This window comes from Paenibacillus solanacearum (assembly GCF_910593845.1).
GTDB lineage: Bacteria > Bacillota > Bacilli > Paenibacillales > NBRC-103111 > Paenibacillus_G > Paenibacillus_G solanacearum.
Window position 1 is genome coordinate 498,229 of the sequence record NZ_CAJVAS010000001.1, and the last position, 24,881, is coordinate 523,109.

Consider the following 24,881-nt stretch of genomic DNA (forward strand, 5'->3'; position numbering starts at 1 on the left):
CTTGTCCTCGTGCTGCGATGACGAGCAGACAGCCGGTAATGTCGAAGGAGGAAAGTAATGAAGCGTAAATTTAAAATGGCGGCAGTTCAAACATTGACTTTGTCTATGGTGGCCACAACGGCATTGACGGGTCTGGGCGCACCGTTGGCATTGGCAGCACCGTCCGTTCCGCCGATTCTCATTACGGAGCTTTTGCCTGATTCATCCAATGTTGGTAGTGATGACGGATTCGAGTATGTTGAATTGTACAACGCTTCGGACAACTGGATTGATTTGAACGGTTATAAGCTCAAGGGTATATATGTTGGCACAACGGGCTGGACAGGAACGATCAACGGCAGCTTTAAGATTCCGCCTCGTGAAACCGTAATCATCTGGACGCAAAATAGTACCGTCAGCAAACTAAGTCCGCAACTGACTCGCGATCAGTTCAGAGGCAATTATGGAAAGACAGCCGATGAATTGGCGGACGAACGCATTTATATCATGCAAAACATATCCGGGTTATATAACGGTGATGGAGCAAAAAACCAAACGAACATCACGATTACGCTGATTAGCCCTTCGGGTTCAGACATTGTTAACGCGACCTATTATTTGGGGACCGGAACAAGTGCAGTCGACGACACGGTAAAAGACCAGGGCATTTCGTTCAAAGAGCCGGCATCCGGCATTGCCATGGTTCATAACGGCGGAAATAAAGATGCTACGCCGGGTCGTATCGCAACCGACGAAGTATTAGGGACAGCTCCTGTTGACGCGGTCGCCGTCGGGGGAGAACGAAGCCTGACGCTATCCTGGACTCCAAACAGCGATCCGAGTGTGACCGGGTATCGGATTTATTCGCGGGATGGGCTGCCGGCCGCTTCGGTTACGGGAGCGACTTACCAATTCAGCGGATTGACGAACGGCAGCGATTATTCGTTTACGGTATCGTCCGTCTATGCCAATGGCAGCGTATCGCCGGCTTCGGCGCCGTTCCGGGGGAAAGCCGGTATACCCGTAACTCCAGCCCCTGTGTCCGGACTGCAAGCGCTTCCGCGCGATCAAGCGATACGTCTGAGCTGGGACCCGGTTACCGACGGGACGGTAGCCAGCTATGAACTATACAAGGACGGCGTGAAGCTGTCATCCACCGTGACCGGCTCTACATACAACGTGACCGGGCTGACAAACGGGCAATCCGTGACATTCGCGGTTTACGCAATCGGCACGACGGGGCTGAAATCCGCGCTTCCGGCGACGGCGACGCAGAAGCCGCAAGCGGCGCCTACGTTAGTGCTGACGGAGATGGCGCCAAATACGAAGAACGCCGATTACAAAACCGGCGGCACCGATGCATTCGAATTCATCGAGCTGTATAATTCAACATCGACGCCGATCAACCTGAAAGGGTTCACATTGAAGTATATTGCCGGCGCCACCGAGTATAAGTATCCGATTAACGAGGATAAAATTGTACCGGCACAAGGAACGTTTATTATTTGGTTCAAAAACTCCGGTGTCCAGCAGGTCGGATTGACCGAGTTTAATCTCGCATACGGGAGCGCCATTACTGAGGAGCAGCTGTTCGTCGTTGTGAACGGCGGGATGTCCAACAGCGCGTCCCGGCGCGTACAGATGCTGGATCCTGACAATATCGTCCTGTCAGACACGGCTTATAATGTAGAAGATGTCGGAGAAAGCATCAGCGCGAACTTTATACCGGACCGAAGCAACGGCGTCGTGTCGTCCGAACGATTCTCCAAGCCGGCGAATCCCGGGTTTTTATATCCGGTGCAAAAAGTAGCCGACCCATCCGATACAGCGCCGCCTGCAGCGCCAACCGGTGTACAGATCATCGCCGGGGTCGGGGGAATCAAGGCTACCTGGAGCGAGGCGCTGGAGCCTGATGTCGCTTACGTGAACGTCTATGTCAATAATACGGTCAGCGCGAAGCTGCTAATGCCGGAAAAAGAAGCGGTTATCGAAGGGTTGGATAACGGCTCTCCGGTCACGGTGCAGTTGAGCACGATCGATACCGCAGGCAGAGAATCGGCAAGAACCGCACCGGTCACGGTCACGCCGTCGATCGATGCGATGCCCAAAGTGATGATTACGGAGATCGTTCCCGATTCGTGGAACACCGAGCCGCTGGACTCCCGGAGCGTGTACGATGCCCATGAATTTGTCGAGCTGTATAATCCGCAAGCGCAGCCGATCGATCTGATGGGGAAAACGCTCCGCTTCACGCCTTCGGCCGATCCGACCAAGACGTGGTCCTGGACGTTTAACAGTCCTACCTTGATCGGCGCCAAGCAGAGCCTGCTGTTCTGGGTACGGCCTGCCGGGTTGGAGTACTTGAAAACGGACGGGTTCAACTATAGCTATTACGGCCCGGAGACAGCCAAGTATATTCCGGATTCATCCATTGTGCTCGGGGATGGCGCAGGCGGCTTGACCAACAGCGGCGGCGTTGTCGAGATCGTGGAATCGGACGGTACGGTCATCGTATCGGCTGCCTATACAAGCGGGCAATTCGAAGAGCGTAAAGGGATAACCTATGCGTATCCGATGTTCGGCGGAGTCGAGATGCGGACGTCGGGCACTCTTCAAGACCCGACACCGGGCATGGTAGAGCCGGGGCAATTCCCTCGCGAATCGTTCGCGGACCAGACTGCACCGGCAGCGCCGGCAGGCTTGCAAGCGGCACCGGGGCGCGGGGAAGCGACCGTCAGCTGGCTGCCGAATACAGAGCCGGATTTGGCAGGCTACCGTCTGTATGTAGGCGGAAAGCTGGACATTACACTCCCGGCAGGCGCCACTTCGTACACCATTCCGGGGCTCCGGGGACAAACGGCGGTAACGGTAGAGCTCAGCAGCGTCGATCAATCGGGCAACGAATCCGCCCGCACGTCCGCGAATGTGACGCCGGATTATGCCGTAATGACTCAAGTCGAACGCGATCCGAGTCCGGCCAACGCATTGACCGAATCGAGCTTTCAGCAAACATGGGATAGTGGGGAGAAGGGTCCCGTCATTCCAGGCCTCGTGCAGGGACATGTTCCGCAAGGAATGTCCTATTATGCGGATAGCGAGCGGGAATGGATATTCATGGCGGCATATCATTATACGGGCGATCCGAGTACATTAGCCGTCGTAGACGCAAAGACCGGTCAACTCGTGAAATACGTCAACCTGAAAAATCCGGATGGAACGGTTTACACCGGACATGCGGGGGGCGTCGCGGTTAGCAGAGATAACATTTGGCTGTCTTCGGGCTCCAAAGTGTACAGAATGCCGGTGCAGACGCTGATCGATGCGCAGAACCAAGGCTTCGCCAAATTTGCCGACACATTCAGCGTCGTTACGAACGCTTCGTTCACGGCGTATGCCAACGGTATTCTTTGGGTCGGGGAGTACAGCAACCCGCCGTCGTACACGACGAATGCATCGCATTCCATGCAAAGCCGCAATGGAGAGACGCATCTGGCGTGGATTGCCGGTTATGAGATCGGCGACAACGATTTGCCGAAATCGAACGTGCCGAGCTATATATTCAGCATCGGGGATAAAATTCAAGGCGTCGAATTCAATAACGGCGAAATCTTCGTCACTTATAACTATGGCCGGCCTTACAATTCGATTGTGCGGTATGCCATGCCGGATCTTTCCGATCTTTCCACCAAAAACGGCGAAACGACAATCAGCGGGGTCAGCGTGCCGGTATGGCTGCTCGACAGTGTTAACCAAATCGGGTCCACGATCGTTCCGACCGGTGCGGAGAACATGTTTTTCCGTAAGGAAAACGGCGTTGATCAGCTCTATGTGAACTTTGAATCCGGCGCGAACCACACGCGGTTTATGTCGTCGTATTCCATGGACCGGCTGCTTAAGATGGATCTGAACCTGCTTCGCGCTTATGACACTCGCAGCTTGACCCATGTGCCGCAAATCATGAACATCGGCGCAGAGGCACAAGCCGCCGTACTAGCCAATCGCGGAAAGAGCAATGCCGAGAATGTAACGGCTGGATATACGTGGACGAGCAGCGATACGGCGGTTGCCGAAGTTTCGTCATCAGGCCTTATTCGCGGGAAAATGGCGGGCATGGCGACGATTACCGGAACATCCGGTTCGAGCGTGCTGACCGCATCGGTAGAAGTGGCATCTCCGGATTCGATTTCCGCAGCGCCTCCTGTCAATGGGAAGATGACGGCAGGAACAACATTCCAGCTTGCCGTCAAAACCGTATATGCGGGACTGCCTGAAGGAGACGTTACATCGCAGGCCAGCTACACGGTGAAAGGGAAGACCGGAGCGCTGGCCGTGAACAGTACAGGCCTGGTCACAGCAATTAAGCCGGGATTGGACACCATCACGGTCTCTTTCGCCGGCAAGTCTCTGGATCTGGACATCATTGTCGTTGGAGCTGGCTCCGGGAACAACGGAAGCAACGAAAACAACGGTGACCCCGAGGATACGAGCAGCGGCAGTGATAACAGTGCCCTAGCTGGCGGTAACAGCGGCGGTACTGTCGGCAGCGTGACAGGGAACGGCGCTGGTGCCGATGTGAAGGAACCGGGTACTCAGCAGACGGTTACGCTGGATACCGTTCCGGCGAACGGCGGTCCGGTACAGCTGGAGCTCGCAGGCGGTCAAACGGCGCTGGTTGTTTCGCCCGAGGCCATGGATGCGTTGAAGGGAGCTGCGCTGGAAGTGAAGCAGGGCGGCGTTAATCTTGTCATCCCAGGCGAAGCGCTTAAAGCGGCGGCCGGTTCGATTGGGCAAGCCGAAGCAGCCGCACCGCAAACGACGGTGAGCGTAATACCAGCTTCCCTACCTGTCAATACGGCGGAAAGGACAGCCGCAAGCCAAGCGTTTACTTTCGGATTATCCGTCGAAACGGCGAACGGACCGGCAGCAGTGAAGCAGCTGCAGCAGCCGGTGGAAGTCCAAGTGAAGCTGGAAGCTGTACGCGATTCGCGACTGGTCGGATTGTATGCGGTCCAGCCGGACGGTTCGCTCACTTATGTGGGGGGACATGTAACGAACGGCGTATTGACCGCTGAAGTGACAATGGCGGGTACGTACGTCGCCATTGAATACACCAAATCGTATACCGACGTTCCGACGAATCATTGGGCCAGCGAGGCGCTCCAGGTCCTTGCCGCAAAGCATGTGGCGGAAGGGGGATCCGGCGACCGGTTTGCACCGGATGAAGCGGTGACGCGCGCGGAGTATACGGCGCTGCTGGTTCGCGCGTTCGGATTGGATGCTGGCGGCGTAGCCGGCGGGCAGTTTGACGACGTGGAGCCGACAGCATGGTATAACGGGGCGGTACAGGCAGCGTCGTCGAACGGTCTGGTCTCCGGCGTAGACGCAAGCCGGTTCGCGCCGGATGAGCCGATTACGCGCGAGCAAATGGCTGTGCTGCTCGTTCGCGCATGGGAGCGCCAGCATGGGACAGTGCAGCAGGAAGGTGCTGCTGGATTCACGGATGCTTCCAACATTGCCGATTGGGCTGCGGAAGCGGTCTCCAAGGCGAAAAGCGCCGGACTTCTGGGCGGCAAAGACGGCGACCGATTCGATCCGAAAGCAAGCGCAACGCGGGCGGAATCGGCACAAGCGATCTTTAATGTACTTTTTAAATAATTGTCACCATCAGGGCATCCTGCAAAGGATGCCCTGATTCTATTTATGCGGGTGTCGCCTCCGAATCTACACAAAAAAGAACGTAAGTTCGCTTTTCCTGTTTGAAAAAGAAAAAAGGGAGCGATGACGCCCCCATGCTTATGTATGTATGCAATTATGAGCCGACCGGAAGATGCACCGAAATCGTCGTCCCTTGGCCGAGCTTGCTTTGGATGTCGATCCATCCGTTATGCGCCGTCACGATGCGTTTGCTGAGGAGAAATCCTAGCCCGGTACCTGTACTTTTGGTGGTGAAGAAGGGCTCGCCGATTTTTTGGACGACGTCTTCCGGGATGCCAGCCCCGGTATCGGCAAAGTCAACTCGGACATACCCCGAATGAGACGTTAAACGGATGCACAGCTTCCCTCCTTGCGCCATGGCCTCGAACGCATTTTTGACCAGATTGAGGAATACTTGCTTCAGCTGGGTGTCATCGCCCATCACGGTGGGAGACAAGCCGTTATCTTTAAACGTAATCTCGATCGTGTGCATATTTGCTTGGGCGGACAGCAGCCTCATGATCGTCTCCAGATTTTCCTTCAAATCTACCAGCTGAAAGGCCAGCGCCTGCGGCTTGGCCAGAACGAGCATCTCGCTGACGATGGATTCGATGCGGGTCAGCTCGTTTTTCATAATGTCCAAGTATTCCAGCTCCTTCGTTGTCGTAGAAGCGGATTTGGACAGCAGCTGGAGAAACCCTTTCAACGTCGTCAGCGGGTTGCGGATTTCATGGGCTACGCCCGCGGCCAATTGTCCGACGACCGATAGCTTTTCGGAATTGCGCAGATGCTCCTGCGAACGTTTCGACTCGGTAATGTCGTTAATCATGCCGAATACGCCGGCAACGGAGCCGCCCTCCACAATCGGCACGACCGTGAAACGGACATCGATTTTACCGCCGTTTTTATGCCGAAGCGTCGTCTCCATATCTTTGAGCACCTCGCCCTGCGATACGCGGGCCAGCACTTCTCCGGCATAGGCATGCCCTTCGTCAAACCACATATGAAGTCTGGATTTGCCCAGCAGCTCGCTCTCTTTGTATCCGGTAATTTTTTCATAAGCTGCGTTAGCCTTGATGAACCGGTTATGGAGGTCGAAGGCGCAAATGCCCAGCGGGTTGTATTCGATCAAGGATTCCTGCATGTTCCGGATTCGTCCGATCTGAATTGTGCTTTCAATGAGCCGGAACGCAATGACCGTCATCACCAGTTGGATCAGGCAGGCCATGCCGAGAAAATCGATGTGCTGCAAAAGCAGCGCCGTTTGATCGTAAACGAAAGCAAAATACGCAAACAAAAACGTGATTTGAACGATAAGCGTAACGACAGACAGTGAGATCACCGCAGACAATCGCTTCCGGCGATCATAAGTTTCGAACCGGTTGCACAACAGCATCGGGATGGCGGAATAGACGAGAATTCCAATAATGCTGAATACGGCATCCTGCTTCATCGTCATCAACTGGTATGCCGCCAGCAGCATGATGGTAACGATGCCGGCTTTGCGTTTTCCATACATAATGGACAAGATGACCGGAATGCACTGGAAATTTCCTATTTCCCCCAGAATATGGACGGGCATCAGTTGACACAGAATGGCAGAAGCGCCGCCATACACGCCAATCAGCCAGCTGCGTATGGGCAAGGAGTTGAATGATGTCCCGATCGCCCAAAGCTGATACACGGTAATGGGAAAAAAGATGATTCCGAACTGAACGAAATATTCTTTCAATAAATCCAGCATGATGTCGGCTCCTCAAAAAATAGGGTGTAGATTACATTTTCGACACAATCTGTATCAGTCCCTTTTTTTCACAAGCCTTGCAGTTAAAAAAAACGCTTGCCACCGGGAGGGTCAATGCGGTTCAACGGCAGTTAAATATTCAGGGAAATTTTGGATAGATTGCCATTCAAAAAAGTGCATGTTCAACCGTAAACGCTTTAATTACGATAAGGATATACTGCAGAAATAACAGATAAATCCGAGCGCGGACCCCATGCCGGAGCCGACGGGCGTTCGTGCCATTCGGCGGATTCGAATACGGCGGCAAGCGACGCCATGCGAAGAAAGCATGGCCGCTCTCCATGGAAGGCGCCAGCTTATTCCTATCTGTTAGCGCTTACAAAAGGCCGGTGAAAGCGGGAATAATACCGGCTGTGACGGATGCGGCAGGAATAACATTGTTAAGGGGGCTTGAGCATGCGTTACAAAACCATCATGCCGGCGTTCGTGCTGGCGTTTGCGGTAATGGGGACGTCCGCTTGCGGCGTGGGAGGCGGCGGACAGAAGCCGGCGCAGGGAGAGGCAGACAAGAAGGAAGCGCCGCCCGAGCCGGTGACGATCAATTTGCTGGCGGGCTGGAAAATTACGGATGAAGACTATGAGGAAGTGTTCTTCAAGCCGCTGGCCGCCAAATATCCGCACATCAAACTGAATGTCATTACGACAACGTCGACCAACAATATTACGACCATGGTAGCCGCAGGCGAGGTTCCCGACATGATCATTATGGGGACGGCGAACATGCAGCAGATGATCGATCTGAACGTGGCGCTCGATCTGAGCGGGCAAATCAAGCAGCAGGGCTTCGATCTGAACCGTCTCGATCCGATTATTTTGGAGACGATCAAAGCCTTCGGCAAAAAAGGCGAAATTTATGCACTGCCTTACGGCATGAACTATGACGCGCTCTATTACAACAAGGCGCTGTTCGACCGATTCGGCGTCGGTTACCCGAAGGACGGCATGACATGGGAGGAAGTCATCGAGCTGGGCAAAAAGGTGACGGCTACCGACGGCGGCGTACAGTATCGCGGCCTCGGATCGAGCAATATCGTCCGCATTGCGTCCCCGCTCGCGCTCAACCGATTCGATCCGGCGACGGACAAAGCGAGAATCAATACGGATCCGTGGAAGCGGGCGTTCCAGGTGTACCAGTCGATCGTCTCGATTCCGGGCAACACGAACGACAAAAAAGGCGGGGACGAACTGAACGCCTTCCTGTACGACAAGACGATTGCCATGTATCCGTTCATCGGCTTGTTCCATCGGATGGCCGACGCGGTCAAAGGCGGGTTGGACTGGGATCTGGCCACTTATCCGCAATTTACGGAAAAGCCGGGCAAATACGGGGAAGCGGACGCCTACTATTTGTTCGTTACGCCGCAGAGCAAGCGCCAGAAGGAAGCGTTCCAGGTCATTTCGGCGATCCTGGCGGACAACGCGCAGCTACACGCCTCCAAGCAAGGAAGAATCGTTTCTCCGCTCGCGAGCAAGGATATTCGCGACAAATTCGGGACGGAATCCGATGTGCTGAAAGGGAAAAACGTGCAGGCGATCTTCAAGCATCGTCCCGTCCCGATTCACAATAATCCGACGAAGTTCGATGCGACCGCCGACGGTCTGCTCAATTCGGGCGCCCTGCAGCTGTTCGGCAACACGAAGGATATCAATACGCTCATACGGGAAACGGAAGAGAAGATTAACCAGAAGGTGGATGAGCTAAAAGGGAAGTAAGCGTCGTGTCCGATCAAAGTCAGCAAAGCCCGGGGTAACGCCAATCGTGATGCGGCAGCCCCCTATTGAACAGCCCTTCAGGCAGGAGATGAAGGGCTGTTTGTTTTCGTGAAAGGGCATATTCAGATGGAATCCGGCCGTGTTATCATATACTCATGAAGTAAGCGTTTGCATGTTTCGGCGATATAACGATGACCCCATGCGCAGCGCGATAGATGAAGATAAGATGGAGGCATGAGGATGCTGAAGCCATTATTGTCCGGTTGTGTGCCGCAAGTGGACCTTGCGATATATTGGGAGAAGAAGCCGAAGTTTCTGTATTACGAGGATATATATAAGGTATGGGTGATGTTCGCCGTTGAGTCCGGCTCGTTCTACTATGAAATCGGGGACATGAAGGGCTCGGCGACGTTCGGCGATCTCGTGCTGTGCCCTCCGAATACGCCATTCCGCCGAGTGATCAATACGCCGCTTACGTTTTACTTCTTCGAATTAAGCTGGACGGAGGGGCATCCGTCGTCCGGTCAAAGATCGGATGACATCCTTCCCGCCGGGAAAATCAGCGTGCTGGACACGGTCCGCCTCGGACAAAATTACGCCTTGATGAAAAAATGGAGCTCATGGCCGACATCGGTCCGTCTGACGCAATACAATCACTACTGCCGCGATATTTGGCTGCTCTATTGCGACGGGTTGAACGAGAGCGCAATGCTTCACGATCCGTCCTTGAGTCAGGCCCATGGCGGCGACCCTCTGATGCAGGAAGCGCAGCGCCGCATACAGCAGCAGGCGTTCTCGGCGATGAGCTTGAAGAAAATCGCATCTGATCTGGGCATTACCCAGGTGCATTTGACCAAAAAATTCAGCGCCTCGTTCGGCGTGACGCCGCTTCGGTATTTGACCTCGCTTCGTCTGAACAAAGCCAAAATGCTGCTGCTCGAAACGAATATGACCATCGAGCAAATCTCCGAATGCTGCGGCTATCAAAACGGATTTTATTTGAACCGGGTGTTCGTCAAGTACGAGCATACGACGCCCTCAAGATACCGCAATACACATCGCATGTAAGTCAGAGGGTCATCCGGCAGCGGCACGGACGCACGCGTATGCTTTACGCCGCTGCGTCTTTTTGGCGTGCGTTTCTTCAAACGAACGGCAGAACGGATAGCGTGCAAAATAGTCAGATTAGGCAAGTTCTTAATCGATACGGGCATAGGAACGAAATGGGCGAGTTGTTATAATAAATGTGAAATTCGACCTACGAATCGAAAGCGAGGAAACATGCATGTCCGCACAACAACCGCATATATTGCTGATTACAGCCGACGAGCTGCGCAAAGACGCGCTCAGCTGCTACGGAAACGAGGCGGTACGGACGACGCAGCTTGACCAATTCGCGCAGATGTCGGTCCAGTTCGCGCGCGCTTACTCCACAAGCCCTTGGTGCCTGCCGTCGCGCTGCGCCATTCTCACCGGCCAGCTGCCGCATAACAGCGGCGCGTACAGCAATTTTCGCAAATGCGAGCTGAGCACCGGCATTCCGAATTTGTTCCAGGTTCTCAAGCAGGGAGGATACAAAACCTCGGTGCACGGCAAGTGCCATTTCTCTCCTGTTCCTTACGGACAGACGCGTCGCGACGTGACGCTTCCTTACGAGGAGTTCCGCGACTATTATATGTCGCTTGGAATCGACCACCTCGATTTACAGGACGATAAGCAGGTTTCCGTCTGGTTTTACGATGATTATGCGAAGGAGCTGGACGAGGCCGGTTATTTGGCAGCCTACCGCGACGACACCTGGAACCGCGGCAAAGCCAAAGTGTTCCCGTTCCCCGGACCCGAAGAATGGCATCCGGACAGCTGGGTCGGACGCAAGGCGGTGGAGTTCATCGAACAGCATGATGAGGATCAGCCGCTGTTCTGCTGGGTGTCGTTCAGCGGGCCGCATTATCCGTTCGATCCGCCGGCTTCCTACTTCGACCGCGTCGACATGAGCAAGGACAAGCCGCGCGCGCAAAAAGAAGGAGAGTTCGACGATCCGCTCCGTATCCATCACCGCAGCTATCACGGCGACGGTCGCGGCATTGCCGACGGCAGCGGCCCCGCGCCAGGCCATGCGCAAAAAAATTACACGGAAGCGTATTGGCATGATCTGCGCCAAAGCTATTACGCCAACGTCGCGCTGATCGACGACCAGATCGGGCGCATCCTCGAGTCAGCCCGGCGGAAATGGGGCGATAATGTGCTCATAATTTTCACCGCGGATCACGGGGAAATGCTCGGCAATCACGGCCTATGGGGCAAAGGGGACTGCGGCTACGAGGATGTGCTGAACGTTCCGCTGCTTGTCCAGTATCCCGGCGAGCAGGATGGAAGAAAAACGGACGCCAAGGTGATGCTCACCGATATTATGGCGACCTGCATGAAAGCGGCTAGCGTCCCGGAAGTGCCGACGGACGGCAAGGACTTCCAGGAAGTGATCGACAGCGGCGGCTACAAGTATGTGTTCAGCGAAGGAGAAGGATTCTTCACCGTCAGCGACGGACGAATGAAATATATTCATGTCGTCAAAGCCGGTCGTGAGCATTACGAGCTGTTTGACATGGAGCAGGATCCGCTCGAGTTCGACAACGTGATCGACCGGGCTGAATATGCGCCCGCGCTTGCGGAGCTGCGGAACGCGGCGAACAATTTGTTCCTTCGGAAACTGCTGGCGTAAGCAGGAGCGAAGAAACACCATTCCCAGGAGGTTGACGAAGGTTGCAAAACAACAAATGGAATATCGTATGGCTCGTGCAGGATCATGTCACATGGAAGCATTACAAAGACACCGCCGGTCCGAAGCCGACGCTCGCCACATACGACCGGATCGCCGCCGAAGGGACCGCCTTTAACCGCGCATATACGGTGACGCCGCTATGTTCGCCGGCGAGAGCCAGTATGGCGACCGGCGTGTACGCGCATAAGCATGGCATTACAAGAAACGATGAGAAAAGCGTGAGCAAGCAATTTTTGCCGGGGATCCGGCCGTTCAGCGAATATTTGCAAGGAAACGGGTACCGCACAGGGTATTTCGGCAAATGGCACGCAGGCATGCCCGGGCCTATGAAATTAGGCTTCGAGGGATTCACCCTTCCCGGATACGGCAATCCATACGGCTCGCCGGAGTATGCCGAATATTTGAAACGGTTCGATCTCCCCGATCCGATCGTCGATGTGGAATGGGCGCTCGGGGAGAAGCTGAAGGATTTCAATCTGACGCAGCTGACCCGGTTTGCCGGAGGCGACCCGAGCGGCTTCAAAGGAGCATCGACTGCGCTCGCGAAATCGCCGGCGGAAACAATGGAATCTTATTTCGTATCGCAGCTTGCTTGCGATTGGCTGGAGCAAAGAGCCGAGGATAAAGAGCCTTTCGTTATGCGCGTCGACGTCTGGGGGCCGCATCAGCCGTATATTGTGGCCGAACCGTTCAAGGATACGATCGATCCGCAGCAAATTCCCGAATATCCGAATTTTGGAAACACGTTCGAGGACCGTCCGCGTTACCATCAGAAGGACAGGAACCGGTGGAGAACGACGACGGGGTATACCGAGTGGGAGCAGTGGCAGCCGATCGTCGCCAGAGCGTACGAAACGTTCTCGCAGACGGACGCCGCGCTTGGGAAAGTGCTGGATACGCTGGAACGAACCGGGCTGCTGGACAATACGATCGTTATTTATACGGCCGATCACGGCGATATTCTTGCCTCGAACGGCGGGTTGTTCGACAAGGATTCGATGCTGACGGAGGAGACCATGTGCATTCCGCTTGCCGTCAGATGGCCGAACGGCGCCGTGAAGGGTGCGAAGCTCGACGCGCTCGTATCGAATATGGACATCGTCCCGACCGTGCTGGAGCTGGCCGGCGTGGACGTTCCCTCCCATATGGATGGCAAGAGCTTTGCGCCGCTGCTTCGCGATTCCGATGCGCCGTGGCGGGAAGACTTGATGGCGATGCATTTCGGGCACATCAATCACGACGATATTCAGCGCGTGCTGTATTACGGTTCCTATAAATATACGGCGCATCTGGATGACAGCGACGAGCTTTACGATTTGTCGGCCGATCCGTTCGAGCGGACCAACCGGATCGACGATCCGGGCATGAGCGCGGTCGTGAGCGAGATGAAAGGCCGGCTGTACCAACAAATGACGGCATGCGGCGATGTGACCGGCGATTCCTTGAAGCTGATCGAGCAAAAAGGATTACGGCCGTAAGGAGGGAGGCAGAGAATGAATAGACCGAATATCGTGCTGATCACAACCGATTCGCAGCGCTGGGACACTTTGCGCTGTATGGGGAGCGATTTTGCCATATCCCCGCATCTGGATCGGCTGGCTTCCGAAGGCGTGCTGTTCGAACAGGCGCATACGTCGTCGCCGGTCTGCTCTCCGGCCCGGTGCAGCCTCATGACCGGTCTGCATACCCCGATTCACGGCTGCATCGAAAACGGCATCAAGCGCAAGCATCCGCTGCCGATGTTCACCGACCTGCTGAAGGAGCAGGGCTATACGAACCTGATGATCGGCAAAACCCATTTCGGCGCGATTCCCGATTCGTTCGACGTCGTCCATGAAGTAACGGAGAAATCGAACGATGCCAGCGACGCCTACGCCAAACATATCGCAGCGCACGGGTATCCGCGCAAGAGCGCCGGCGTGCCGAACCCGGTTCCCGAATCGTTATTCATGGAAGCCTTTCTTATCGATACCGCGATCGGCGAGATCGAACGCACCATCGCCGAAGGGGAGGGACCTTTCTTCGCCTTCTGTTCTCTCGTCAGCCCGCACGAGCCGTTCGATCCGCCGGGCAGGTTCGCGGAGCTGTACGACGATGTCGAGCTTCCTCCGATTCGTTATGAGGAAGGGGAGCTGTCGGCATTTCCGCAGCATATGAAGCGGCTGCTGGGACTTACTGCCGAGCCATCCGGCGAGCCTCGGGGGAAGAAAGAATTGAAGCATTTCCGCGAGCAGTCCGGGAAGTCGGACCGCGAGGAACGAATCGCTGAGGTCGAGCGGATTCGCAAGCATTATTACGGATCGGCCGCTTATTGCGACGAACAGATCGGAAGGCTGATCGCCTATCTGGACAAGAGCGGACTAAGGTCCAACACGCTCGTCTTGTTCACCTCGGATCATGGGCTGCAGATGTTCGATCACGGCTTCAACGATAAGCACAACTACTATGACGCCACGTGGCGCGTGCCGTTCATCATGAGCATGCCGGGAACGCTGCCTGCGGGAGAAAAGCGCGATTTTGCCGTATGGAACGATATTCCGGCAACCTTGCTGGCCGCAGCCGGCACTTCGTCGCCTTCGATCCAAGGGTTCGATCTGTTCACGCCGCTTGTTCAAGGTCAGCCGTCGCCCAGACGATGCGCGGTCGCCACGTTGTACAAATCGGCGGCTGTCGCAATCGAACGATGGAAGCTGGAATACTATTTCGAAGAGAAGAAGGGACGGCTGTTCGACCGTCTGGCGGATCCGGAGGAACGCAATGATCTGTTCGATCGGCAGGAGTATGGGGAAATCCGCCACCGGCTCGTAGAGGCGCTGCTCAACTGGCGCTCCGATCTTGTGGATGTGGACGAGCTGATCCGATCGACGAGCGGCGGCGGGCCGGTAGCCAGAAGGATTGCGCCGCATACGAGGTCGATGAGAGGCGTCGACTCGGAAATCCGGCTCAACGAGGCGGTAGAAGAGATCGCGGCGCTGCGCTATCCTTGAATGCCGCCGGTATACCGTTTGCGGTAGCTGCTGGCCGAGATGCCTTCCTGGCTGCTGAATATTCGGCTGAACTGATTTAAGGCCGCGAATCCGGTCAGATCGGCCACTTCCTCCAGCGAGCAAGACGAATTGACGAGCAGGTCTTTGGCGCGCTGCAGACGCAGCTGCTTCAAATACTCCATCGGGGCCATGCCCATTGTTTTTCGAAACAGCAGGCGCAAATGGCTTTCGCTTAAAAAAGCGACCTTGGCCAGGTCGGGCATCGTAAGCTTCTGTCGCAAATGCTGCTGCATGTAGGCGCAAAGCTCACTAATCCGCGGATCGATCTCCCGGGGCTTGTCCTGCAAGGAAGGCTGCAACAATTGGAAGAAGAGGGCGAACCACGCCTGGGACGAGGCGTTAAGCGCGAGCAGCGCGGCGGATTCCTTCATGTTGACCTTGCTGACGATCATCTTCGGCTTGCCGGCGGCTTGAAGCAGCTGAAGGATGCTCTTGGCCTCGGCTGACAGCCGCTCGGACCGCACGGCGATTTCCTGGAAGGCTTCGGCATCCTGAATCGGCGTGCGTACGGGGATGTTGTACAGCTGGGTGAAATGCAGCGAACCGATTTTGATATCGCAGCCGACGGAATAGTAGTGGAACGTACCCATGCCTGGATCGGATTTCAATACGGCTCGCTGCGTTTGGGGAGGAATGACGACCAGGTCGCCCGCCTGTACTTCGAATAAGGCGCCGCCGACTTCGATCATGCGCTTTCCATGCACAATGACCCATAAAATCGTTTTGGCATAGCGGGCTCTAGGAAACTCGGTGTCGGCTTGCAAAACATTGTCGTTGACCCATGCCATACGCATCATAAAATCTTCGACAAATTGAATTCTGCTTAATACGGCCACTCTAGTACCTCCCGTTTCCTTCAGATCGCCGGCGCTCGCGCCTGTGCTACGGATCATTGTAACACAATCCGACGCGATTTGTGCGGCAGCGGTTACAGTAGGAGTGTATTCATTTTATTACACAGGACAGAAAGGAGCTTGCAGCTGTGAAACGGAAAAATGTGCTGATCCTGATGAGCGACGAACAAAGCTGGGATACCTTAGGCTGCCACGGCAACCCCGCAGCGGTGACGCCGAACATCGACGCCTTGGCGGCCGGCGGCATTTCGATGGACCGCTGCTATACGCCATATCCGTTATGCTGTCCTGCCCGGGCGAGCCTATGGAGCGGCATGATGCCGCACGCTCATCAAGTGACAGGCAACTGGCGCAGCATTCGCGAAGATTTGCGCGACAACGGGCTGGCTACGCAGTTCAAACAGGCCGGTTACCATCTGATCTACACCGGCAAATGGCATGTGCCGGGCACGACGCCGGCCCGACACGGATACGACGATATATCGGCGATACCCGCCGTGATCGACGGCAAGGACCGCGGACGGTTCATTGAAGAATACCGAGACTATGCGGAGGCGCAAGGCTATGAGCTGCATCCGACGCATATCGAAAATTTGACGCACGCGGACATTCGCAAGCTGAGGGAAAAAGGCAAGGCGCCTTGCGGCACTTCGGAAATCAAGCTGGAGCATTTCCTTGAAACGTGGCAGACCGGGAAGTTTCTTGAAGCAATGGAGCGCAGGCCGGATGGGCAGCCGTTTTTTGCGGTTTGTTCTTACAATGCGCCGCATTTTCCCCTCATCGTGCCGGAGCCCTATGATCGCCTGATCCGGCCGGAGGACGTCAAGCTGCCGCCGAATTTCATGACGGGCCTTGAGCGCAAGCCGGCGGAAGTCGTGGGGTCCAAATTTTACAAAGAAATGGAAGGCTTGGACGAGAAGGAATGGAGACGGTTCATCGCCCATTATCTCGGACTTGTCGCCTTGATCGACAAGCAGGTCGGCGACATCGTCGACTATTTGAAGCGCAGCGGTCTGTACGACGATACTGTGATCGTGTTCCTCTCCGATCATGGCGATATGATGGGAGCGCACGGCCTGGTCAAGAAAGGCTTCCCGCTTCACTATGAGGAAGCGCTCCGGGTGCCGCTCGTCATAGCGAACGCCGGGGATGCGGCGAAGGGCTCCAACCGCGCGCTCGTATCCTTAATTGATCTCGTGCCGACACTGGCGGACGTATGCGATGTTTCGATTCGTCAGCCGATTGATGGGCGTTCCTTTGCAGCGGTGCTGCAGGGCAAGGCTGCGGAGCACCGCGAATCGGTCATCGCGGAAACCTTCAAGCTCGGCGGCGATGAAAGCGCGGAGACCGGCGGAGAATCGGTGTCTCCCGAGCAGCTGAACCCGGAGAAGGACAGCTTTAACGTATCCATCCGCAATCACCGGCACAAATATGTATTTCGCTTCAAGGATATTGAGGAGCTCTACGATCTGGACAGCGATCCGTACGAGAACGAGAACCTCGCCTCCGATCCGGCCTGCGCTTCGGCGCTGGCGCATATGCGCCAGACGCTGCTGACCGAATTGCGCGCGACCAGCCCGTATCTCGCACAGCTTGCCGAGCGTAAGCTGCTGCAAGTGTAGCATCAACCGACCCGGCGCCGTAGGCCATGTCACCGTCTATGAGGCACTTCGGCCCGGCCGGCGGTCGCGTCCTTCTCGAAGCGCTCGCCCAGGCAGTCCGTTTCCTTCTGACAAAAGCCGCTTCGGCATGTCCTTTTTGCACATCATTTGTTCCTTATATTCTATGTTGATGCGCCCACAAACGGAATACAATGAAATTACGGCATGTTGACATTCCAAGAGCCGGGAAACGGGCAGCGTTCTCCAGCACACCGGTCATCCGGCAAGAAGGGGAACGGGACGCCATTCGAAAAAACGCGTGTATAGCGAAGGAGTGACCGCCTTGAAACCGAATTTGATCTACGTCTTTGCAGACCAACTGCGCCTGTCTTCGTGCGGATTTGCCGGGGACCGTAAGGCGATAACGCCGAACATCGACCGATTGGCTGCGGAAAGCATGAGCTTTTCCAACGCTGTTTCGGGCCATCCGGTTTGCGCCCCATACCGGGCGTCGCTATTTACCGGCAAGTATACGACAAGCACCGGGATGGTCATTAATGAGATTCGGATGAATCCGAACCATCGCTGCTTCGGGCATGTGCTTCACGACAACGATTACGACACCGCCTATATCGGCAAGTGGCATATGTGGGCCAATGAGCTCGGCAATCATTATGAGGCGCGAAATTCGTTCGTACCGCCGGGGGAACACCGGCTCGGCTTCGACGGCTTCTGGGCGGCTTACAACTTCCATCATGAATACTACAACATGTACTATCACACCGACACCGAAGAGAAGATTCCGATGGAAGGCTACGAGCCCGACGGGCAAACGAGCATGGCCATCGAGCAGATCAAGGAGAAGGCCGCCGGTTCCAAGCCGTTCGCCATGTTCCTGTCGCTCGGTACGCCACATGATCCATGGACGGTCGATAACGTTCCTCCGGAATATTACGACAAATTCAAGGATGTCGAGTTCTCGCTTCCGCCGAACTATAAGGACCATAACGATCCGTATGGCGATAACTGGGCTAAGCTCGGTCCCGAGGGCAGAGCGAAGATTACCGAATGGCTTAAGGTGTATTATGCGATGACGGCCAACCTCGACTGGAACATCGGCCGGCTGATGCAATCGGTTGACGAGCTGGGACTCCGCGATAACACGATATTCATTTTTACATCCGATCATGGCGAGCTGTTCGGCGCTCAAGGCCGTCGCGGCAAAAATATCTTCTACGAGGAAGCCGTACGCGTTCCGTTCCTGCTTCGCTGGCCGGGACGGGTGGCAGAGGGTGCCGAATCCGACGTATGCCTGAACACCTGCGACGTTATGCCGACGCTGCTTAACATGTTGGAGCTGCCGGTGCCGGCCGAGGTGGAGGGGATGGATTTAAGTCCATTTGCCTTCGGTCAGCAGGGAGAAGAGCCGGAAGCGGCGTTTCTTCAAGGCACCGGAGCGACGGCGGCCTGGGCGGACGGGCATGAATGGAGAGCGCTGCGGAGCAAACAGTTCACGTACGCTGTCTACCGGAAAGACCGCAAGGAGCTGCTCTTCGATAACGCTGCGGACCCTTATCAAATGAACAACTTGGCGGAGCAACCGGACTTTGAACCGACGCTGCGCAGCTTCCGGACGATGCTGGAGAAGAAGATGAACGAAGTCGGAGATACGTTCGAGAGCTGCACCTGGTACCGCGATCATTGGACCGAAGACCGGATCATTCTAAGGACCGCGACGCTGAATCCGGTCGGCGGATAAGCGGTTACATCATAATGAAACGAAAGAGGACATGAACATGACGACAACGAGCTTGCCAAGAAACGACTATCCAAGACCGCAATTTGAAAGGGGGAGCTGGGTCAGCCTGAACGGCACGTGGGAATTCGCCTTCGACGATAACCGGGTAGGCCGCAAGCACAAGTGGCATCACGGCCAGACGGCATTGTCCGAGCAAATTCAAGTGCCGTTCACATTCGAGAGCAAGCTGAGCGGCATCGGCGAGCCGGGATTTCACGATACGGTCTGGTATCGCAGATCGTTCAGCGTACCGGCAGAATGGGCCGACCGGCGCGTTCACCTGCATTTCGGCGCAGTCGATTATTTGTCCAGCGTGTGGGTGAATGGCGAGCTGGTCGCCACGCATGAAGGCGGTCATACGCCGTTTTTTGCCGATATCACGGATGCGCTGCAGCCGGGAGACAATGTGCTGGTCGTGAAGGCGGAAGATTTCAGCCTGGACCTGTCCTTGCCCCGGGGCAAGCAATTTTGGAAGCCGAAGTCTCACGGTATTTTTTACACGCGCACGACGGGCATTTGGCAGTCCGTCTGGATGGAAGCCGTCGACGAGACGCATCTGGCGAAGGTGCGGATGACGCCGAATATCGATAAGGGCGAGCTGGAGCTTCATGCTTACACTAGAGGGCTCGGCAAAGACGACCATGTGGCGTTGAAGGTAGAGGTATCATTTAAGGGCACACTGGTGACGGAGGATGTCTATACGCTGAAGGCCGAAGAGGAGATCCGAACCGTCCTGCTGCAGCATTACAACGGATTCCGCCGCTGCCATCTATGGTCGCCCGAGAACCCGCAGCTGTACGACATCAAGTTTACACTGACGAAGAACGGTCAAACCGTGGACGAAGTGACGAGTTACTTCGGCATGCGCAAAATATCGGTGGAAAACGGCAGACTGATGCTGAACAACCGCTTTTATTATATGCGTCTCGTGCTGGATCAAGGGTATTTCCCAGACGGCAATCTGACGCCTCCATCAGACGAAGCGATCAAAAAAGACGTGGAGCTGACCAAGGAAATGGGCTTCAACGGGGCGCGCAAGCATCAGAAGCTGGAAGACCCGCGCTACCATTACTGGTGCGACAAGCTCGGCTTGCTCGTTTGGAGCGAAGCAGCCAATGCGTATCAATATTCGTTCGAATACGTGCGCCGCTTCACAAAAGAATGGCAGGAATCGATCGACCGCGATTATAACCATCCATGCATCGTGGCCTGGGTACCGCTGAACGAAAGCTGGGGCGTATGGGACATCAAGGAGAACGAGTATCAGCAGCAGCATGCGCTTGCCATGTATCATCTGACTCGTTCGCTGGACAAGTCGCGCCTCGTCGTGTCCAATGACGGCTGGGAGCATATGCGCACCGATCTGCTGACGATTCACGATTACGAGGCATCGCAGCCTGTGCTGGAAGACCGTTACCACACGGCGGAGAGCTCGATCGAATCGATCAAGGGACATAACAGGCGCTGCTTTGCTGGAGATATGCAGTACGAAGGCCAGCCGATCCTGGTCAGCGAATTCGGCGGCATTTCGTTCAAGAAGAGCGAGTGGGAGGGCTGGGGCTACTCTGGCGCCGAGAACGATGACGATTTCGTACGCAAGCTGAAGGCCGTCGTCGACCCGATGCTGACCTCGCCGGTCGTGCAAGGCTACTGCTATACGCAACTGACCGACGTGGAACAGGAAATTAACGGCCTGCTCACGTATGACCGGACCCCGAAAGTGCCGCTGGAGCAAATTCGCGCTATCATGGCCGGTCCGCTCGCTCCTAAGAAGGTGTAGCCGGAGCAAGGCGAGAGAGCGATAATTAAGGAAGCCGTACAGTGACATGTCACTTTTGTTTTGGAGTTCGGGTGCAGCATCCGGACTCCTTTTCCTTCTACGCGGTGGAAGGCGGAGAAACGCGGCAAAGCGAGGGCGGCAATGGGGCAACAAACATATTTGTAAGCGCTTACTATTACTTTCGCAAAAACGGCATACCGAAATAAAATGGCAAATTGCCCAAACGAAAGCGCTAACATACAATAAGCCTTACGATGGCGACGCAACAAACCGGAGGTGATTCCATGAAATTGTCCGCGGCTGGAACGACCGTAAGCAAGACCCGTTACACAAGCCGACTTCGCAAAGACATCATGATGAACAAGTACGTGTACATGATGGCGCTCCCTGTTATTGCTTTCTACCTCATCTTTCATTATGTACCGATGGGCGGCTTGATGATCGCGTTTCAAGACTTCAATGCGTTCAAGGGGATGTTCGCGAGCCCGTGGGTCGGGCTGAAGCATTTCAATGACTTTTTGACAAGCCCGTATGCGTTCAGGGTGATCAAAAACACGCTGCTGATCAACGTGTACCAAATTTTATTCGGATTTCCCGCACCGATTCTCCTTGCGCTGCTAATCAATGAAATCCGCAGCCATGCGTTCAAGCGCTCGATTCAAACCGTCAGCTACATGCCGCATTTCATATCGCTCGTCGTCATTTGCGGCATGCTCGTCGATTTTACTGCGAGCAACGGCGTAATCAACGACATCATCGCTTTGTTCGGCGGCGAACGCGCGAACCTGCTGATGCAAAAAGACTTGTACCGCCCGATCTACATTTTGTCCGGCATATGGCAGGAGGTCGGCTGGGGCAGCATCATTTACTTGGCGACGCTGTCATCGGTCGACCCGCACTTGTACGAAGCGGCGTCCATCGACGGGGCGGGCCGGTTCAAGAAGCTGCTGCACGTGACGATCCCGTCGCTCATTCCAACGATCGTCATTCTGCTTATCATGCGGCTCGGCCATATTATGAGCGAGGGCTTCGAGAAAGTCATCCTCATCTATAACCCGCTTACCTACGAAACCGCCGACGTCATTTCGTCTTACGTATACCGTCGCGGCCTGCAGGAAGCCAATTACAGCTTCGGCGCTGCGGTAGGCTTGTTTAATTCGACGATCAATTTCATCATTCTGGTAGCAGCCAATGCCTTAAGCCGCAAATTCGCCAAGCAGAGCTTATGGTAACCGCAACGGGGAGGTGTCCGCATGATCACCCGAAGATCTTTCGGAGAAGTCGTATTCGATTCGTTCAATCATCTGTTGCTTTTATTTCTCGGTTTGGTATGCCTGTACCCGATGGTTCATGTGCTGTTCGCTTCATTCAGCGATCCGGCGAAGTTCGCCATGCACTCGGGCATTTTATGGAAACCGCAAGGTTTTTCGCTCATTGCTTATGAAATCGTTATCAAAAATCCGAACATCCTGATCGGCTACATGAACACGATCATTTACGTAACCGTCGGCACTTTCTTCAACGTGCTGCTGACGGCGATGGGCGCTTACGTCCTGTCGCGTAAAAGCTTGATGCTCAAAAAGCCGCTGATGATGATGGTCGTGTTCACGATGTATTTCGGCGGCGGGCTCATTCCGAACTTTCTGCTCGTCAAAAATATCGGGCTGTACGACTCCAGGCTGGCGCTTATTATTCCCGGATTGATTGCGACCTGGAATATGATCGTGATGAAAACCGCCTTCAGCATGGTGCCGGAAGGGCTGGAGGAATCGGCCAAGATCGACGGAGCGAACGATTTTACGATTTTATTCCGGATCATCCTGCCGGTGACGAAAGCGACCGTGGCCGTCATGGTGCTGTTCTACGCGGTCGGCCATTGGAACGCCTGGTTTAACGCGATGATCTATTTGCGCGACCGTGGCCTGTATCCGCTGCAGCTGCTGCTGCGGGAAATATTGATCGCCAATTCGGCGAGCGGCAACTCGCTGGAAAGCGCAGCCGTGATGGAGGACGACAAGGCGCTTGTCTATGTCATCATTAAATATTGCACCATCATGGTGGCAACCGTACCCATCTTATTCATATATCCGTTCTGCCAAAAGTATTTCATGAAAGGGGTCATGCTGGGCTCCATCAAAGGGTAACGGTTGAATGACAGCGCGCAGTGCATTGCATGCTTCGCATCTGAAATGGAGAGGGGTTTCGTACACATGAAGAGGACATGGACGAGAACGACGGCGGCGATCGGCATGAGCGCCATGCTGCTGACGGCGGGGCTGGCCGGATGCAGTAACGATGACAAGCAGCCAAGCAACGGGCTCGAAGCGCCGAGCGCGAATATGAACGAGACCGGATTGCCGATCGTCAAAACGCCGATTACGTTGAAGGTATGGACACCGATGCAGGCGCCGGCAAGCCAGTTCATCAGCAGCTATGCGCAGAACGAGGTGTACCAGGAGCTGGAGAAGCGCACCGGGATCAAGATCGAGTTCATTCATCCGCCGCAAGGCCAAGAGAAGGAAGCGTTCAATCTGATGATTGCGTCGGGCGATTTCCCCGACATCATAACGGGCGCGGGCCGTTATATCGGCGGAGAAGACAAAGGGGTCCGGGACGGCGTATTCACCGACTTGACGCCGTATATCGAGAAATATGCACCGGATTACTACAAGCTGGTCAACTCCGATGCGGAAACGAAGCGTGAGGCAACGAACGACGCTGGCAAATTCCCGGCCTTCTACATGGTGAAGCCGAAGCAGGATGCGCCGTTCCGACGAATCATGCTGAAGGAAGACATGCTCAAAGCGGTGAATATGGACGTCCCGAGGACGATCGCCGATTATGAGAAGCTGTTCAAGGCAATCAAAGATACGAAGAGCATCGCCCCGTACATTATGAAAGATAACGGCATGGAAGAGCAGTTCATCGGCCCTTACGGCATTTTGGACGGCTTCTACTTGAAGGATGGCAAGAACGTAGCCTTTGGACAAATGCAGCCGCAGTTCAAGGAATATTTGACGCTGATGAACAAATGGTTCAAGGAGGGCTACATCAATAAAGATTTCGCCGGCTTGAAGAACCAGCAGGCGCAAGCGTTGTTCGACAGCGGGAAGGCCGCCATGCTCGTCGACGCCGTCGTCGCCACGTTCAATAGAGGAGTTCAGCTGAAGCAAAGCAACGTACCCGCGCCATACCCCAGATTGAAGGCAGGCGACAAAGTTCACTATCAGCCCGCCGACTGGCCGTTACCCGGCCAAGGCCAAGAAACCGTCATTGCTTCGTCGTCCAAATACAAAGCCGAGGCGGTACGCTGGCTGAATTACGCTTATTCGAAGGAAGGGGCGATGCTGTATAACTATGGCATCGAAGGGAAGACGTACAATCTGGTCAACGGCGTTCCGAAATATACGGACTATATTTTAAATCATCCGAAATACGGCACGGATAACGCAAACTATATTCTAAGGGTTCATTTCGCGCCCAAGCTGATGTATACCGACGTCGAGGCGAACCCGAACTTGGCCAAGAGCCCCGCATCCGCCGAAGTGCGCCAAAAATGGTCGGATGATAAAGATGTGGACAGCTCGCTGCGGCTGCCGCCAATTCGCATGACGAGCGAGGAAACGGACAAACGGGCCAAAATTATGAACGAAGTGAATACGTATAGCGATGAGATGGTGCTGAAGTTTATTTTGGGCGCGGAGCCGCTCAGTAAATTCGACGAATACGTCAGCCAGTTGAAAAAGCTCGGCATCGAAGAAGCCGTCACGATTACGCAAGCTGCGTTCAACCGGTACACATCCAAGAAGTGATCGGCCGTTCGTGAACAGGA

The 24,881-nt window shown here is 55.1% G+C and carries 14 protein-coding genes; 12 read left to right on the forward strand and 2 right to left on the reverse strand.

Features of this window, described 5'->3' with window-relative positions:
- Positions 1 to 57 precede the first annotated feature (57 nt).
- Positions 58 to 5,634: a lamin tail domain-containing protein gene (locus KXG62_RS02080; RefSeq protein WP_218090230.1), complete on the forward strand. Its 5,577-nt coding sequence runs from the start codon at positions 58 to 60 to the stop codon at positions 5,632 to 5,634.
- Positions 5,635 to 5,788: 154 nt separating this feature from the next.
- Here KXG62_RS02080 and KXG62_RS02085 read toward each other — a convergent pair whose 3' ends face one another.
- Entirely contained in the window at positions 5,789 to 7,417 is a 1,629-nt protein-coding gene (locus KXG62_RS02085) for an ATP-binding protein (RefSeq protein WP_218090231.1), read from the reverse strand.
- Positions 7,418 to 7,873: 456 nt separating this feature from the next.
- On the opposite strand from KXG62_RS02085, the gene KXG62_RS02090 reads away from it, so the two are divergent.
- The 5 genes from KXG62_RS02090 (at position 7,874) to KXG62_RS02110 (ending at position 14,956) form a co-directional block, all read left to right on the forward strand.
- Complete coding sequence (locus tag KXG62_RS02090; RefSeq protein ID WP_218090232.1) at positions 7,874 to 9,190, forward strand: ABC transporter substrate-binding protein; 1,317 nt, start codon at positions 7,874 to 7,876, stop codon at positions 9,188 to 9,190.
- A 240-nt stretch (positions 9,191 to 9,430) separates the two neighbouring features.
- Positions 9,431 to 10,258, forward strand: a complete 828-nt coding sequence (locus KXG62_RS02095; RefSeq protein WP_218090233.1) for a helix-turn-helix domain-containing protein — start codon at positions 9,431 to 9,433, stop codon at positions 10,256 to 10,258.
- 217 nt (positions 10,259 to 10,475) lie between these two features.
- Positions 10,476 to 11,909, forward strand: a complete 1,434-nt coding sequence (locus KXG62_RS02100) for a sulfatase-like hydrolase/transferase (RefSeq protein WP_218090234.1) — start codon at positions 10,476 to 10,478, stop codon at positions 11,907 to 11,909.
- Between the two features lie 41 nt (positions 11,910 to 11,950).
- Entirely contained in the window at positions 11,951 to 13,447 is a 1,497-nt protein-coding gene (locus KXG62_RS02105) for a sulfatase-like hydrolase/transferase (RefSeq protein WP_218090235.1), read from the forward strand.
- Between the two features lie 15 nt (positions 13,448 to 13,462).
- Entirely contained in the window at positions 13,463 to 14,956 is a 1,494-nt protein-coding gene (locus KXG62_RS02110; RefSeq protein ID WP_218090236.1) for a sulfatase family protein, read from the forward strand.
- On the opposite strand, the gene KXG62_RS02115 is transcribed toward KXG62_RS02110, so the two are convergent.
- A complete protein-coding gene (locus KXG62_RS02115) occupies positions 14,947 to 15,909 on the reverse strand; it encodes a helix-turn-helix domain-containing protein (RefSeq protein WP_218090237.1) in 963 nt (320 codons plus the stop codon). The genes KXG62_RS02110 and KXG62_RS02115 overlap by 10 nt on opposite strands.
- A gap of 89 nt (positions 15,910 to 15,998) precedes the next feature.
- Here KXG62_RS02115 and KXG62_RS02120 point away from each other — a divergent pair, with 89 nt between their 5' ends.
- The 6 genes from KXG62_RS02120 to KXG62_RS02145 all read left to right on the forward strand — a co-directional run bounded on the left by KXG62_RS02120 (position 15,999) and on the right by KXG62_RS02145 (position 24,861).
- Entirely contained in the window at positions 15,999 to 17,492 is a 1,494-nt protein-coding gene (locus KXG62_RS02120; RefSeq protein WP_218090238.1) for a sulfatase-like hydrolase/transferase, read from the forward strand.
- Positions 17,493 to 17,814: 322 nt separating this feature from the next.
- Entirely contained in the window at positions 17,815 to 19,230 is a 1,416-nt protein-coding gene (locus KXG62_RS02125; RefSeq protein ID WP_218090239.1) for a sulfatase family protein, read from the forward strand.
- Between the two features lie 37 nt (positions 19,231 to 19,267).
- A complete protein-coding gene (locus KXG62_RS02130; RefSeq protein WP_218090240.1) occupies positions 19,268 to 21,049 on the forward strand; it encodes a glycoside hydrolase family 2 protein in 1,782 nt (593 codons plus the stop codon).
- Between the two features lie 284 nt (positions 21,050 to 21,333).
- Positions 21,334 to 22,281 (forward strand): ABC transporter permease, encoded by a 948-nt coding sequence (locus KXG62_RS02135; RefSeq protein WP_218090241.1) that lies wholly within the window; start codon positions 21,334 to 21,336, stop codon positions 22,279 to 22,281.
- A 21-nt stretch (positions 22,282 to 22,302) separates the two neighbouring features.
- Complete coding sequence (locus KXG62_RS02140) at positions 22,303 to 23,193, forward strand: carbohydrate ABC transporter permease (RefSeq protein WP_218090242.1); 891 nt, start codon at positions 22,303 to 22,305, stop codon at positions 23,191 to 23,193.
- Between the two features lie 66 nt (positions 23,194 to 23,259).
- Entirely contained in the window at positions 23,260 to 24,861 is a 1,602-nt protein-coding gene (locus KXG62_RS02145; RefSeq protein ID WP_218090243.1) for an extracellular solute-binding protein, read from the forward strand.
- The last annotated feature ends 20 nt before the right edge of the window (positions 24,862 to 24,881 follow it).